The organism is Pseudomonas sp. M2(2023), from assembly GCF_030263955.1.
Taxonomy (GTDB): domain Bacteria; phylum Pseudomonadota; class Gammaproteobacteria; order Pseudomonadales; family Pseudomonadaceae; genus Aquipseudomonas; species Aquipseudomonas asiatica.
This window is the reverse complement of record NZ_CP127114.1, coordinates 1246372-1261826: the sequence shown is the minus strand read 5'-3', so window position 1 is coordinate 1261826 and position 15455 is coordinate 1246372. Positions and strand designations below refer to the sequence as shown.

At 62.5% G+C, this 15455-nt stretch carries 13 protein-coding genes; 2 read left to right on the top strand and 11 right to left on the bottom strand.

The window, feature by feature from the left end; genetic code table 11:
• Positions 1-61: 61 nt before the first annotated feature.
• From lpxD to rpsB, 11 genes are all read right to left on the bottom strand, one after another.
• Positions 62-1117: a UDP-3-O-(3-hydroxymyristoyl)glucosamine N-acyltransferase gene (lpxD, locus tag QN085_RS05875; protein WP_013971258.1), complete on the bottom strand. Its 1056-nt coding sequence runs from the start codon at positions 1115-1117 to the stop codon at positions 62-64.
• Between the two features lies 1 nt (position 1118).
• Complete coding sequence (locus QN085_RS05870; RefSeq protein WP_015269197.1) at positions 1119-1622, bottom strand: OmpH/Skp family outer membrane protein; 504 nt, start codon at positions 1620-1622, stop codon at positions 1119-1121.
• 44 nt (positions 1623-1666) lie between these two features.
• Complete coding sequence (bamA, locus tag QN085_RS05865; RefSeq protein ID WP_013971256.1) at positions 1667-4027, bottom strand: outer membrane protein assembly factor BamA; 2361 nt, start codon at positions 4025-4027, stop codon at positions 1667-1669.
• A gap of 74 nt (positions 4028-4101) precedes the next feature.
• Complete coding sequence (rseP, locus tag QN085_RS05860) at positions 4102-5454, bottom strand: RIP metalloprotease RseP (protein WP_031324566.1); 1353 nt, start codon at positions 5452-5454, stop codon at positions 4102-4104.
• Positions 5455-5525: 71 nt separating this feature from the next.
• Positions 5526-6716: a 1-deoxy-D-xylulose-5-phosphate reductoisomerase gene (gene ispC, locus QN085_RS05855; RefSeq protein ID WP_024086395.1), complete on the bottom strand. Its 1191-nt coding sequence runs from the start codon at positions 6714-6716 to the stop codon at positions 5526-5528.
• Entirely contained in the window at positions 6713-7528 is an 816-nt protein-coding gene (locus QN085_RS05850) for a phosphatidate cytidylyltransferase (RefSeq protein WP_013971253.1), read from the bottom strand. Before QN085_RS05850 ends, ispC begins: the two co-directional genes overlap by 4 nt.
• Positions 7528-8283: a polyprenyl diphosphate synthase gene (gene uppS / locus QN085_RS05845; RefSeq protein ID WP_013971252.1), complete on the bottom strand. Its 756-nt coding sequence runs from the start codon at positions 8281-8283 to the stop codon at positions 7528-7530. The genes QN085_RS05850 and uppS overlap by 1 nt, the downstream gene beginning before the upstream one ends.
• 15 nt (positions 8284-8298) lie before the next feature.
• Positions 8299-8856 carry a ribosome recycling factor gene (gene frr / locus QN085_RS05840; RefSeq protein WP_013971251.1) on the bottom strand — a complete coding sequence of 186 codons (558 nt, stop codon included), beginning with the start codon at positions 8854-8856 and terminating at the stop codon, positions 8299-8301.
• Positions 8853-9596 (bottom strand): UMP kinase, encoded by a 744-nt coding sequence (pyrH, locus tag QN085_RS05835; RefSeq protein WP_003252294.1) that lies wholly within the window; start codon positions 9594-9596, stop codon positions 8853-8855. Before pyrH ends, frr begins: the two co-directional genes overlap by 4 nt.
• A gap of 180 nt (positions 9597-9776) precedes the next feature.
• A complete protein-coding gene (gene tsf, locus QN085_RS05830; RefSeq protein WP_013971250.1) occupies positions 9777-10640 on the bottom strand; it encodes a translation elongation factor Ts in 864 nt (287 codons plus the stop codon).
• A 186-nt stretch (positions 10641-10826) separates the two neighbouring features.
• Complete coding sequence (gene rpsB, locus QN085_RS05825; protein WP_003252287.1) at positions 10827-11564, bottom strand: 30S ribosomal protein S2; 738 nt, start codon at positions 11562-11564, stop codon at positions 10827-10829.
• Positions 11565-11909: 345 nt separating this feature from the next.
• On the opposite strand from rpsB, the gene map reads away from it, so the two are divergent.
• Both map and QN085_RS05815 read left to right on the top strand, forming a co-directional pair.
• Entirely contained in the window at positions 11910-12692 is a 783-nt protein-coding gene (gene map, locus QN085_RS05820; protein WP_004375406.1) for a type I methionyl aminopeptidase, read from the top strand.
• Between the two features lie 42 nt (positions 12693-12734).
• The gene (locus QN085_RS05815) at positions 12735-15437 is read left to right on the top strand and encodes a [protein-PII] uridylyltransferase (RefSeq protein WP_023662319.1); all 2703 of its coding nucleotides are present in this window, start codon (positions 12735-12737) and stop codon (positions 15435-15437) included.
• The last annotated feature ends 18 nt before the right edge of the window (positions 15438-15455 follow it).

Sequence of the window (15455 nt, the reverse complement as noted above, 5' to 3'; positions counted from 1 at the left end):
TCCTTTTGCAGTCCAAAGAGGAGCCAGCTAGCGACTGTTCACTCTTGCTCAGGGAATGGTATCAGCCTTCTGATGTCGGCTGGCCACCTGAGGTCACGGTATCGACGCGTTTTTCCAGCTGCTGGAGACGCTTGGCCATGTCGTCCAGGTGGCGGATACGCGCGGCGCTCTTGCGCCATTCAGCCAGTGGCTGCATGGCAGTGCCGGAAGAATAGGCACCCGGTTCGGTGATCGAACGGGTCACCATGGTCATCCCAGACACGAAAACGTTATCACAGACATCGATATGACCCACCATGCCGACACCTCCGGCAATGGTGCAATGCTTGCCGATGCGCGTGCTGCCGGAAATCCCGACACATGCAGCCATGGCCGTATGCTCACCGATCTGCACGTTGTGGGCGATCTGGATCTGGTTGTCGAGCTTGACCCCATCAGCGATGCGCGTATCCGACAGTGCCCCGCGATCGACCGCAGTGTTGACACCGATTTCCACGTCGTCGCCGATGGTAACACCACCGATCTGGGCAATTTTGCGCCACACGCCCTTCTCGTTGGCAAAACCGAAGCCTTCACCGCCAATCACGGCACCTGACTGGATGACCACACGCTTGCCGATGGTCACATCATGGTACAGGGTGACCCTCGGGGCCAGCCAGCCGCCCTCACCGATCACGCAACGGGCACCGACCACACAGTGTGCACCCACACTGACATTGGCCGCGATGCGCGCACCGCTTTCGATGACCGCGAACGGCCCGATGCTGGCACTGGCGTCCACCTGCGCGTCCTCGGCCACCACGGCGCTGGGATGAATACCCGCCACAGCCTTGGGTTTGGGGTCGAACAGGTGGGAGATGCGCGCGTAGGCCAGATACGGGTCGGCGACGATCAGCGCATTGCCGGCAAAGCCTTCGGCGTCCGCCGCCTTCAGCAGCACCGCAGCCGCCTGGCTGCTATCCAGGAACTTGCGGTACTGCGGGTTGGCGAGGAAGCTCAACTGACCTGGGCCAGCCTCCTGCAAGGTGGCCAGCCCGGTAATCTGCAGCGCCTCGGGGCCCTTGAGAGTGGCGCCGAGGGCCTCGGCCAACTGGCCTAGCGTCATGGTCACGGTCATATCAACGGGCTTGGTTCATGCGCTCGATGACCTGGCGGGTGATGTCGTACTGAGGCTTGACATCGATGACCGCGCCACGCTCGAGGACCAGGTCGTAACCACCTTTCTTGATCACTTCCTCGACAGCGCCATCCAGCTTCGGCTTCAGTTGCTTGAGCATGTCGCGGTCAGCAACGGCCTTGGCTTCGTTCAGTTCCTTGGACTGGAACTGGAAGTCACGGGCCTTCTGCTTGAACTCGAGTTCCAGGCGCTCGCGCTCCTGCTGCTGCATCTTGTCGCCGCCCTTGATCAGACGGTCCTGGATGCCCTTGGCGCTGCTTTCCAGGCTTTTCAGCTTGGTCAGTTGCGGGCCGAACTTCTTCTCGGCATCCACCGCGTATTTCTTGGCGGCGTCCGACTCCAGCAGGGCCATCTGATAGTTCAGGACAGCAACCTTCATTTCGGCGAAAGCCGGGGTGGCGACAAGCGCCGCGGCCACTACGGCCAGTTGGGTCAACTTACGCACGATGCACTCCTGGATAAACCGTTGTCATTAAGCGAGGGCCGACCTCAGAAGGTCTGGCCCAGAGAGAATTGGAACACCTGGGTGTCGGCATCGTCCGGCTTCTTGACCGGCATTGCCAGGCTGAAGCTCAGCGGGCCCAGTGCGGTGATCCAGGTCACGCCCAGGCCGACCGAGCTGGCCATACCCGAGAAACCGACCTTCTCGCAATCAGGCTGGTTGCCGCAATTGGTGTCGAACACGTTACCCACATCCCAGAACACGGACGTGCGCAGCGAACGCTGATCCTTGACGAATGGCAGCGGGAACAGCAGCTCCACACCACCTTGTACCAGCACGTTGCCACCAAACGGCAACGGATCCTGGTCCGGGTCGGCGATGGTGCCTGGCTTGCCACCATTGGCCTCGCCGCGGCTTGGGGTACTGCGTGGGCCCAGGCTGCTGTCCTTGAAGCCACGGACGGAGTTGAAGCCACCCGCGAAGTAGTTCTCGTAGAACGGCAGGCCGGAGGTGCTGCCGTAACCATCACCATAGCCCAGTTCGGTGTGCAGGCGCAGGGTGTAGTCGTTGGTAATCGGCTTGAACAGCTGGCCGCGGTAGTCGAGCTTGAAGAACGACAGGTCGCTGCCCGGAATGGTGGATTCCAGGGTCAGGCTTTGCGAGTGACCACGGGTCGCCAGCACGCCTTTGTTCAGGGTCGACTCCGACCAGCCGATCGAGGCCTTGAAGTTCAGGAAGCTGTCGCCTTCCTCTTCGAGGAAATCGAAGATCTCGTCAACGGTGTACTTGCCGGTCTTGATCTTGTCCTGCTGCACGCTCAGGCCATAGGTCAGGCGCGAGGTCTCGCTGATCGGGTAGCCGAGGCTGACGCCTGCACCGTAGCTGTCCACCGCGTAGCTGGCCACGTCGACGTCGAGGTCGTCGTAGTCGGTGCTGCGGTAGAAGGCGTTGTAACCCAGGCTCACGCCATCGGCAGTGAAGTAGGGGTCAACGAAGCCGAAGTTGTAGCGGGTCTGGTATTCCGAACGGGTCAGGCCGATGGATACCTTGTTACCAGTACCGAGGAAGTTGCTCTGGCTGATCGAACCACCGAGGATCAGGCCGGCGCTCTGGGCGAAACCGACGCTGGCGGTGATCGAGCCGGAGGCCTGTTCCTCGACGCTGTAGTTGACGTCGACCTGGTCGTCGGTGCCCGGCACCGGCGGGGTCTCGACGTTCACTTCCTTGAAGAAGCCCAGGCGTTCCAGGCGGGTCTTGGACTGGTCGATCAGGTAGGTCGAGGCCCAGCCGCCTTCCATCTGGCGCATTTCGCGACGCAGCACTTCGTCTTCGGTCTTGGTGTTGCCGCGGTAGTTGATGCGGTTGACGTAGGCACGCTTGCCCGGGTCGACCACGAACATGATGTCGACGGTGTGGTCTTCATCGTTCGGCTGCGGCACGCCGTTGACGTTGGCGAAGGTGTAGCCTTCGTTACCCAGGCGGCGGGTGATCAGCTCGGAGGTGCTGGTCATCACCTTGCGCGAGAACACCTGGCCAGGCTGCACCAGCAGCAGCGACTTGACCTGGTCTTCCGGCACCTTCAGGTCACCGGACAGCTTCACGTCACGGACGGTGTACTTCTCGCCTTCGTTGATGTTGACGGTGATGTAGACGTGTTTCTTGTCCGGCGTGATGGACACCTGGGTGGAGGCGATGTCCATGTTGATGTAGCCGCGGTCCAGGTAGTAGGAACGCAGGCGCTCCAGGTCACCGGAGAGCTTTTCGCGGGCGTACTTGTCGTCGTTCTTGAAGAACGACAGCCAGTTGGTGGTCTTCAGCTCGAACAGCTGCGCCAGGGTCTCGTCGTCGAACACGTTGTTGCCAACGATGTTGATGTGCTGGATGGCGGCGACGGTGCCTTCGTTGATCTTGATCTTCAGCGCCACGCGGTTGCGCGGCTGCGGCACCACCTCGGCGTCGACCTCGGCCGAATAGCGGCCCTGGGCCACGTATTGGCGCTGCAGTTCGTTACGCACACCTTCGAGGGTGGCACGCTGGAAGATCTCGCCTTCGGCCAGGCCGGATTGCTTCAGGCCTTTCATCAGGTCTTCGGTGCTGATCGCCTTGTTGCCTTCGATCTCGATGCTCGACACCGACGGGCGTTCGACCACGTTGATGATCAGGACATTGCCATCGCGGTTCAGCTGAATGTCCTGGAAGAAGCCGGTCTTGAACAGGGAACGGGTCGACTCCACCAGTCGGCGGTCATCGGCCTGGTCGCCGACGTTCAGCGGCAAGGCACCGAAGACACTGCCGGCGGAAACCCGCTGCAGGCCGTTGACGCGGATATCGGAGATGGTGAAGGACTCGGCGTGAACTTCAGCGATCATCAGTGCGGACATGACCGCAGTTAGCAGCAGACGTTTCATGAAGTCCTTTTATTCCAACTGGCAATAAACAGCCCGCCGCGACAAGACGGCAGGTTTCGCAATTGAGCGAAGCTTTATAGTCGACCCAGATCGTTGATCAGGGCGAGCAACATCACCCCTATGACCAAACTGATACCGATCTGGACCCCCCAACCTTGCACCCGATCCGACAGCGGACGACCGCGCACCCACTCGACCAGGTAAAACAGCAAATGCCCCCCATCCAGAACCGGGATGGGCAGCAGGTTAAGAACCCCCAAGCTTATGCTCAGGTAGGCCAGGAAATTCAGGAAATCCCCCACGCCGGACTGGGCTGAAGCGCCCGCCACTTTAGCAATGGTTATCGGTCCGCTCAAGTTTTTTACCGAGAGCTCCCCGAACAGCATTTTCTTCAGCGATTCAAGGGTCAGGACGCTCATGTTCCAGGTGCGTGACAAGCCCTCACCCACCGCATCCAGCGGGCCGTAGCTGACTTCGCGGAGCATGTTGGCAGGCCATTCGCCACCTTTTACCCCGGCGCCCAGATAGCCGCCGGCCGCCTTGCCCTCGCCCTTGCGCGCCAGGGTGACCGGGACGTCCAGCACAGCACCATCGCGCTCGACGCGCACCACAACCTTGGCTTGCGGGCGAGCCCGCACGGCATCGACCACCTGCTGCCATTCGCTCACTGCCACGCCATCGAGCGCCAGCAGCTTGTCACCGGTTTTCAGGCCCGCAGCGGCAGCCGGCCCCTTTGGATCGATCTCGGCCAACACCGGCAAGATCGCCGGGCGCCAAGGGTGCAGCCCGAGGGACTGGATCGGGTCGGGCTCGTCGGCGCCCTTGAGCCAGCTGTCCAGCTTCACCTGCAGCTGGCGCTCGGCGCTGGCGCCCTCTTCACGCACGCCAACCTGCAAGGTGCCGCTCTCGCCCAGGCGGCGAACCAGTTGCAGGTTGACCGCAGACCAACCATTGGTCGGCTTGCCATCGATGGAGACGATTTCCTGACCTGCGGTCAGGCCTGCCGATGCTGCCAGGCTGCCCGCATCGACCGCGCCGATCACCGGGCGGATCTGCTGGGTACCCAGCATCGCCAGCACCCAGAAGAACAGGATGGCCAGCAGGAAGTTCGCAACCGGGCCCGCCGCGACGATCGCGATGCGCTGGCGTACGGTCTTGCGGTTGAACGACTGTTCGATCAGCGCTGGCGGCACGTCCCCCTCGCGCTCGTCGAGCATCTTGACGTAGCCACCCAGCGGGATCGCCGCGATCACGAACTCGGTGCCATGGCGGTCATGCCAGCGCAGCAGCGGCGTGCCGAAGCCCACCGAGAAGCGCAGCACCTTGACACCGCAGCGGCGTGCCACCCAGAAGTGGCCGAATTCATGGAAAGTGACCAGCACACCCAAGGCTACGAGGGTGCCGATAATCATGTAGAGCGCTGTCATATCCATCTCCGAATGATGTTCAGCGGGCTGGCATCATGCCCAGCCCCCTCGTGAACCGTGGCGGGCCTGCATCAGCGACCGTGACGCCTCAGCCACTCACGGGAAAGCTCCCGGGCACGCTGGTCGGCGGCGAACACCGCGTCCAGCGACGGCAGCGGTACGACGGGCTCCTGATCGAGCACCTGTTCGATCATACCCGCGATCTCCGGGAAGCGGATACGCCGCTGGAGAAATGCCTCGACTGCGACCTCATTTGCCGCATTGAGCACGGCCGGTGCGCTGTTGCCGGCCTCGGCAGCCTGCCGCGCCAGGCGCAGGCAAGGGAAGCGCTGTTCGTCGGGCGCCTGGAAGTCCAGACGGGCGATGGCGAACAGGTCCAGCGGCGCCACCCCGGAATCGATCCGCTCGGGCCAGGCCAGGGCGTTGGCGATGGGTGTGCGCATGTCCGGGTTACCCAACTGCGCCAGCACCGAACCGTCCACATAATCCACCAGGGAGTGGATCACGCTCTGCGGGTGCACCACCACCTCGACCTTGGCCGGTGCAGCATCGAACAACCAGCAGGCCTCGATCAGCTCCAGGCCCTTGTTCATCATGCTGGCCGAATCCACGGAAATCTTGCGCCCCATGGACCAGTTGGGGTGCGCGCAGGCCTGTTCCGGGGTGACGTCCAGCAGCGCCTCGACGGGGGTCTCGCGGAACGGGCCACCGGATGCGGTGAGCAGGATCCGGCGCACGCCGACGGCACTCAGTCCGCGCGCGTAGTCGCCGGGCATGCACTGGAAGATCGCATTGTGCTCGCTGTCGATCGGCAGCAGCACGGCACCACTGCGCCGCACCGCCTCCATGAACAGCGCGCCGGACATCACCAGCGCCTCCTTGTTGGCCAGCAGCACCTTCTTGCCCGCCTCGACCGCCGCCAGGGTGGGGCGCAGGCCGGCGGCGCCGACGATGGCCGCCATCACCGCGTCCACTTCCGACGCAGAAGCCACCTGGCACAACCCGGCCTCGCCTTCCAGCACCTCGGTGGCGCAACCTGCCGCAACCAGGCTTTCGCGCAGTCGCGCGGCCGCCTCGGCATTAGGTACCACGGCGAATGTCGGCCGATGGCGCACGCACAGCGCAAGCAATTCGTCGATACGCGAATAGCCACTCAGGGCGAACACCTGATAACGGTCAGGATGGCGCGCGATGACATCCAGCGTGCTCAGGCCGATGGAGCCGGTGGCCCCGAGCACGGTAATACGCTGCGGACGGCTCACATCACACCCCATTCGGCAGCCCACAGCAGCACGGCGAAAATCGGGATCGCCGCAGTCAGGCTGTCGATGCGGTCGAGCACCCCACCATGGCCAGGCAACAGGTTGCTGCTGTCCTTGATGCCGGAGCGGCGCTTGAACATGCTTTCGGTCAGGTCACCCACCACCGAAGACATGACCACCAGCGCGGCACTCAACAGGCCCAGCAGAATCTGGCCGAAGCCCCAGTCGCGACTGATTCCGACCACCAGGGTAATCACCAGGCTGACCGCCAGGCCGCCATACACGCCTTCCCAGCTCTTGCCAGGGCTGACCTGAGGCGCCAGCTTGCGCTTGCCGAAGGCACGGCCAGAGAAGTACGCGCCAATATCGGCAGCCCAAACCAGCACCATGACCGACAGGATCAGCCAGTTACCCAGCGGCCAGTGCTTGAGCAGCACCAGACCCTGCCAGGCCGGCAGCAAAACCAGCAGGCCGATCAGCAACCGGCAGGCTGCACTGGCCCACAGCTCGCTACTACGTGGATAGGTAAGCACCAGCCAGGTGGCCAACCCCCACCAGATCACCGCAGCGCCCAGCACCCAGGGCGCCAGCTCCGGAAGGATGTACAGCAGCATCAGCGCTCCGGCGACGACCACGGCATAGGCGATGCGCAGCGGCTGGGCCATGAGCCCGGCCAGACGCGCCCACTCCCAGGCGCCGAGGGTCACCACGAAGCCGATGAACAGGGCGAAGTCCCCACCGTTGAGCAGGAAGAAGCCACCCAGCGCGATCGGCAGCAGGATCAGCGCGGTAATGATGCGTTGTTTAAGCATTAAGCACGAGCTCCAGCCTCGACCTGCTCGCTGGTCTTACCGAAGCGGCGCTGGCGCGAAGCGAAATCGGCCAGGGCGGTGCGCATGGCCTCGTGTTTGAAGTCCGGCCAGTACAGGTCGGAGAAGTACAGCTCGGCGTAGGCCAGCTGCCACAACAGGAAATTGCTGATGCGGTGCTCGCCACCGGTGCGGATGCACAGGTCCGGCAGCGGCAGCTCGCCGGTTGCCAGGCAGGTCTGCAGCAGGCCCGGGGTGATGTCTTCCGGGCGCAGGTGCCCGGCTTGCACTTCCCGCGCCAGCCGCTGGGCGGCCTGGGCGATGTCCCACTGGCCACCGTAGTTGGCCGCGATCTGCAGGATGAAGCGGTTGTTGCCGGCGGTCAGCGCCTCGGCCTCGCGCATGGCGGCCTGCAGCTCGGGATGGAAGCGCGAACGGTCACCGATGATACGCAGGCTGATGTTGTTCTCGTTGAGGCGTTTGGCCTCGCGGCGCAGGGCCGAGAAGAACAGTTCCATCAGCGCACCGACCTCTTCGGCGGGACGCTGCCAGTTCTCGCTGGAGAAGGCGAACAGGGTCAGCACCTCGACCCCGGATTCGGCACAGACTTCGATGACCGCGCGAACGGCGTCGACACCCGCCTTGTGCCCGGCAACACCGGGCAACAGGCGTTTTTTCGCCCAGCGGTTGTTGCCATCCATGATGATCGCGACATGACGCGGCACCGAGGACGGTGCCGCTGGCTTGGTCTTTTCCATTAAAAAACCCCGGCCTTAGACGGCCATCAGGTCCTTTTCCTTGGCTTTGAAGGCGGCATCGACTTCGGCAACGTACTTGTCGGTCAGCTTCTGGATCTCGTCAGCGGCGCGACGTTCTTCGTCTTCGCTGATTTCCTTGTCCTTGGTCAGCTTCTTCAGGTCGGCCAGAGCGTCACGGCGCACGTTGCGCACAGCCACCTTGGCATCCTCGGCAACGCCGCTGGCCTGCTTGGTGTAGCCCTTGCGGGTTTCCTCGGTCAGGGCCGGCATCGGCACACGGATGGTGGTGCCGGCGCTGGACGGGTTCAGGCCCAGGTCGGAGGTGAGGATGGCCTTTTCGATGGCAGCACTAAGGTTTTTGTCGTGCGCGACGATCTTCAGGGTGCGGGCATCTTCGACGGTGATCGCGGCCACCTGGTTCAGCGGCATCTCGCTACCCCAGGCAGTGACCTTGACGCTGTCCAGGATGCTTGGGTGGGCGCGACCGGTGCGGATTGCCGCGAGGTTGCGAGCCAGGGCCTCGAGGGACTTGGTCATGCGCTCCTGCGCGTCTTTCTTGATGTCGTTGATCATGCTTGGCCTTCCTCGATCAGAGTACCTTCAGCGCCACCCACCACAATGTTCAGCAGGGCGCCAGGCTTGTTCATGTTGAATACCCGCAATGGCATCTTGTGGTCACGGCACAGGCAGATTGCGGTCAGGTCCATTACACCCAGCTTGCGATCCAGGACCTCGTCGTAGGTCAGGTGATCGAACTTCTCGGCATGCGGGTCCTTGAATGGATCGGCAGTGTACACACCATCGACCTTGGTCGCCTTCAACACCACGTCGGCATCGATTTCGATGGCGCGCAGGCAGGCGGCGGAGTCGGTGGTGAAGAACGGGTTGCCGGTACCGGCGGAGAAAATTACCACATCCCCGGAGTTGAGGTGGCGAATAGCTTTGCGACGATCGTAATGATCGGTGACACCGACCATGGAAATGGCCGACATTACCAGGGCCGGGATGTTCGAGCGCTCCAGCGCATCGCGCATGGCCAGGCCGTTCATCACGGTGGCCAGCATGCCCATGTGGTCACCGGTGACGCGGTCCATGCCGGCTGCGCTGAGCGCGGCACCGCGGAACAGGTTGCCACCACCGATCACCAGGCCGACCTGGACACCGATCCCTACCAGCTGGCCAACTTCGAGGGCCATGCGATCCAGCACTTTCGGGTCGATCCCGAAGTCTTCCGAGCCCATCAGGGCCTCGCCGCTAAGTTTGAGCAAAATGCGTTTATAGCGAGGTTGGCGACCACTCACCTGCTGAGCCATTGCGAGTCTCTCCTGCGGCGTACTTTTAGAAAATTCGTGCGGGCTGTTTGCAGCCTGCTAACTGTAGCGTGGCACCGCTTCGGTGCCAGCGGCGACGGGCCTTATAAACCCTTCGCCGTTTTGACAAAGAGGCTGCGCGCGTGAGCGGGCAGCCTCTTCGGGGCGACAGACGGGGCTGTCTTACTGCTTGGCAGCAGCTACCTGAGCGGCAACTTCAGCAGCGAAGTCGTCGACTGGCTTCTCGATGCCTTCGCCTACTTTGAAGTAGGTGAAGGAAACGATTTCAGCACCGGCTTTCTTGGCCAGCTCGCCAACCTTGACTTCCGGGTTCATGACGAAGGCTTGCTCGACCAGCGAGGCTTCGGCCAGGAACTTCGAGATACGACCTTTGATCATGTTCTCGACGATGTTTTCCGGCTTGCCGGCGATCTTGTCAGCGTTCAGCTGCAGGAAGACGCCCTTCTCGCGCTCGATGGCTTCGGCCGATACTTCCGACGGCAGCAGGAACTCAGGGTTCGAAGCTGCAACGTGCATGGCGATGTTCTTGGCCAGATCGACGTCGCCGCCTTTCAGGACAACGGCAGCGCCGATCTTGTTGCCGTGCAGGTAGGCACCGACAACGTCACCTTCAACGCGCACCAGGCGACGGATGTTGACGTTCTCGCCGCACTTGGCAACCAGGGCTTCACGAGCAGCTTCACGCGAAGCGATCAGCGGAGCAGCGTCGGTCAGCTTCTGGGCGAAGGCTTCTTCGATGCTGTCGGCAACGAAGTTCTTGAAGTCGTCTTGCAGGGCCAGGAAGTCGGTCTGCGAGTTCACTTCCAGCAGGACGGCGGATTTACCGTCGGTCTTGACGGCGATAGCGCCTTCAGCAGCGACGTTGCCAGCCTTTTTGGCGGCCTTGATGGCGCCCGAGGCACGCATGTCGTCAATGGCTTTTTCGATGTCGCCGCCGGCCTTTTCCAGGGCCTTCTTGCAATCCATCATGCCTTCGCCGGTACGCTCGCGCAGTTCTTTGACCAGCGCTGCAGTAATTGCTGCCATTTCAAAATCCTCTTGGAAAGTTTTTCAACCATTCCACCCGTTCGTCACGGGCGTTCAATTCTGCAAATCCACTGTGTTTATCTCAGCGGGCCCATGATGCGGGGCCGATGCTGACAGCAGGATTTCAAGGTGGCAAAAAGGGGGCAGAGCCCCCTTTTTGCGTGCCAAGTCGACGCTAGCGTCTAATTACTCGGCAGCAGGTGCAGCCGCTTCTTCAGCGTAAACTTCGGTGCCGCCGGCAACGTTGTTGCGGCCGCGGATGACTGCGTCAGCCATCGAAGTCATGTACAGCTCGATAGCGCGGATGGCGTCATCGTTACCTGGGATGATGTAGTCAACACCTTCCGGGCTGCTGTTGGTATCGACAACGCCGATTACCGGGATGCCCAGCTTGTTGGCTTCGGTGATCGCGATGCGCTCGTGATCAACGTCGATAACGAACAGAGCGTCTGGCAGACCACCCATGTCCTTGATGCCGCCCAGGCTGCGATCCAGTTTTTCCAGGTCGCGGGAGCGCATCAGGGCTTCTTTCTTGGTCAGCTTGGCGAAAGTGCCGTCTTCGGCCTGGGTTTCCAGGTCGCGCAGACGCTTGATCGAAGCGCGGATGGTCTTGTAGTTGGTCAGCATGCCGCCCAACCAACGGTGGTCAACGTACGGCGAACCGCAACGAGCAGCTTGCTCGGCGACGATCTTGCCGGCGGAACGCTTGGTGCCGACGAACAGGATCTTGTTCTTGCCCTGAGCCAGGCGCTCTACGAACGACAGAGCGTCGTTGAACATTGGCAGGGTTTTTTCCAGGTTGACGATGTGGATCTTGTTACGCGCGCCGAAAATGTACTTGCCCATTTTCGGGTTCCAGTAACGGGTCTGGTGGCCGAAGTGCACACCGGCCTTCAGCATATCGCGCATGTTGACTTGGGACATGATAGTTCCTTGATAAGTCGGGTTGGGCCTCCACGTATCCCAATGACCAACCCGCGAATTCTGCAACTCGGGGCACCCAGGTCATCGTGTCGACACGTGTGTGGGTTAAGTGCTGACGGGGTCGTCCCCGAAAGCGGCGCATTTTATACCACAGACCGCGACCGAACGGAACCCGGATACTGTTGCGTCCGTCAGCGGTTTTTGCAGCACCCCGGCTTTCGCGCCAGAATGCCAGCTGTAGACAGCAGCATTGCCGCCTTTATCCGACCGATCGGCGCCCTGCTCTGCTAGAATCCGGCCTTTCCCGTTTGTTCGCGCCGTGCACGGCGCTGTAGAGAGCCTGTAATGACCGTCACCATCAAGACCGCAGAAGACATCGAGAAGATGCGCATCGCTGGCCGCCTGGCCGCCGAGGTGCTGGAAATGATCGAGGAACACGTCAAGCCCGGTGTCACCACCGAAGAGCTGGACCGCCTGTGTCACGACTACATCGTCAACGTCCAGCAGGCCATCCCGGCACCGCTCAACTACAAGGGCTACCCGAAGTCGATCTGCACCTCGATCAACCATGTGGTCTGCCACGGCATCCCCAACGACAAGCCGCTCAAGGACGGTGACACGCTGAACATCGACGTCACCGTGATCAAGGACGGCTACCACGGCGACACCAGCCGCATGTTCCACGTCGGCACCGTGCCGGTATGGGCCGAGCGCCTGTCCAAGGTCACCCAGGAGTGCATGTACAAGGCCATCGAACTGGTCAAGCCGGGCTGCCGCCTGGGCGACATCGGCGAAGTGATCCAGAAGCACGCTGAAAAGAACGGCTTCTCGGTGGTGCGCGAGTTCTGCGGCCACGGCATCGGCAAGGTGTTCCACGAAGAGCCGCAGATCCTGCACTACGGCCGCGCCGGCACCGGCATGGAGCTGAAGGAAGGCATGACCTTCACCATCGAGCCGATGATCAACCAGGGCAAGGCCGACACCAAGGTGCTGGGCGACGGCTGGACCGCCATCACCAAGGACCGCAAGCTCTCGGCCCAGTGGGAGCACACCCTGGTGGTGACCGCAACCGGCTACGAGATCTTCACCCTGCGCAAGGACGACACCATCCCGCGCACCTCGGCCTGACCGCACTCCCACAGGCCACCCCCACGACAGGAACGTGACGCGATGCCCCAGGTGGACCCCGAGCTGTTCGACCGCGGCCAGTTCCAGGCGGAACTGGCCCTCAAGGCGAGCCCCATCGCCGCCTTCAAGAAAGCCATCCGCCAGGCCGGCGAGGTGCTCGACAAGCGTTTCCGCAGTGGCAGCGAAATCCGCCCACTGATCGAGGCCCGCGCCTGGCTCGTCGACAACATCCTGCAACAGGCCTGGAACCAGTTCGACTGGGGCGACCAGAGCGGCATCGCCCTGGTCGCGGTGGGTGGCTACGGGCGCGGCGAGCTGCACCCGCATTCGGACATCGACCTGCTGATCCTGCTGGGTGCTGCCGAACACGAGCAGTACCGCGACGCCATAGAGAGGTTTCTCACCCTGCTGTGGGACATCGGCCTGGAAGTGGGCCAGAGCGTGCGCACCGTCGACGAGTGCGCCGAGCAGGCCCGCGCCGACCTGACGGTCATCACCAACCTGATGGAAAGCCGCACCATTGCCGGCCCCGAGGCGCTGCGCCAACGCATGCTTGAGGTGACCAGCACTGCGCACATGTGGCCGAGCAAGGACTTCTTCCTGGCCAAGCGCGCCGAACTCAAGGCCCGCCACCACAAGTACAACGATACCGAGTACAACCTCGAACCCAACGTGAAAGGTTCACCCGGTGGCCTGCGCGACATCCAGACAGTGCTGTGGGTGGCCCGCCGCCAGTACGGCACACTCAACCTGCACGCCTTGGCCGGCGAAGGTTTCCTGCTGGAAAGCGAGAACGAGCTGCTGGCCTCGTCCCAGGACTTCCTGTGGAAGGTGCGCTACGCCTTGCATATGCTGGCCGGGCGCGCCGAGGACCGCCTGCTGTTCGACCACCAGCGCAGCATCGCCGCGCTGCTGGGCTACAGCGACGACAACCCCAAGCGGGCGATCGAGCAGTTCATGCAGCAGTACTATCGGGTGGTGATGAGCATCAGCCAGCTGTGCGACCTGATCATCCAGCACTTCGAGGAGGTCATCCTCGCCGATGACGACAGCGGCACCACCCAGCCGCTGAATGCGCGCTTCCGCCTGCATGATGGCTATATAGAGGCAGTCAGGCCGAACGTGTTCAGGCGCACACCGTTCGCCATGCTGGAAATCTTCGTGCTGATGGCTCAGCATCCCGAGATCAAGGGCGTACGCGCCGATACGGTGCGGCTGCTGCGCGAACACCGGCACCTGATCGACGACACTTTCCGCACCGATATCCGCAACACCAGCCTGTTCATCGAGCTGTTCAAGTGTGAAATCGGTATCCACCGCAACCTGCGGCGGATGAACCGCTACGGCATCCTTGGCCGCTATCTGCCGGAGTTCGGCCTGATCGTCGGGCAGATGCAGCACGACCTGTTCCACATCTATACGGTCGATGCGCACACCCTCAACCTCATCAAGCACCTGCGCAAGTTGCAATACACCCCGGTGTCCGAGAAATTCCCGCTGGCCAGCAAGCTCATGGGCCGCCTGCCCAAGCCCGAGCTGATCTACCTGGCCGGCCTGTATCACGACATCGGCAAGGGCCGCCAGGGCGACCATTCCGAGCTGGGTGCGGTGGATGCGCAGAAGTTCTGCGAGCGCCACCAGTTGCCGGCCTGGGACAGCCGGCTGATCGTCTGGCTGGTGCTGAACCACCTGGTGATGTCGACCACCGCCCAGCGCAAGGACCTGTCCGACCCTCAGGTAATCAACGATTTTGCCCTGCACGTGGGCGACGAGACACGCCTGGACTACCTGTACGTGCTGACCGTGGCCGATATCAACGCCACCAACCCCAGCCTGTGGAACTCGTGGCGGGCCAGCCTGCTGCGCCAGCTGTACACCGAGACCAAACGCGCCCTGCGCCGAGGCCTGGAAAACCCGCTGGACCGCGAGGAGCAGATTCGCCAGACCCAATCGGCAGCGCTGGATATCCTGGTGCGCGAAGGCACCGACCCGGACGACGTCGAGCAGCTGTGGTCGCAGCTGGGCGATGACTACTTCCTCAAGCACACCGCCGCCGACGTGGCCTGGCACAGTGACGCGATCCTCCAGCAGCCGGCCGATGGCGGGCCGCTGGTGCTGATCAAGGAAACCACCCAGCGCGAGTTCGAGGGTGGCACGCAGATCTTCATCTATGCCCCCGACCAGCACGACTTCTTCGCCGTGACCGTGGCGGCGATGTCGCAGTTGAACCTGAACATTCATGACGCGCGGATCATCACCTCGAGCAGCCAGTTCACCCTCGATACCTACATCGTGCTGGACAACGACGGCGGCTCGATCGGCGACAACCCGCAGCGGGTCAAGCAGATTCGCGACGGCCTGACCGAAGCGCTGCGCAACCCCGAGGACTACCCGACCATCATCCAGCGCCGGGTACCGCGCCAGCTCAAGCACTTCGACTTCCCGCCACAGGTGACCATCCTCAACGATGCCCAGCGGCCGGTGACCATCCTCGAAATCACCGCACCTGACCGCCCTGGCCTGCTGGCCCGGCTGGGGCGGATCTTCCTGGAGTTCGACCTGTCGCTGCAGAACGCCAAGATCGCCACCCTCGGCGAGCGGGTGGAAGACGTGTTCTTCATCACCGATGCCGACAACCAGCCGCTGTCCGACCCGCAACTGTGCAGCCGACTGCAGGAAGCCATCGTCCAGCAGCTGCAGGCCGGCCAGGCCAGCGATGCCAGCCCTACCCGCGTGACCTTTTAACGATTAGACGATTGACGA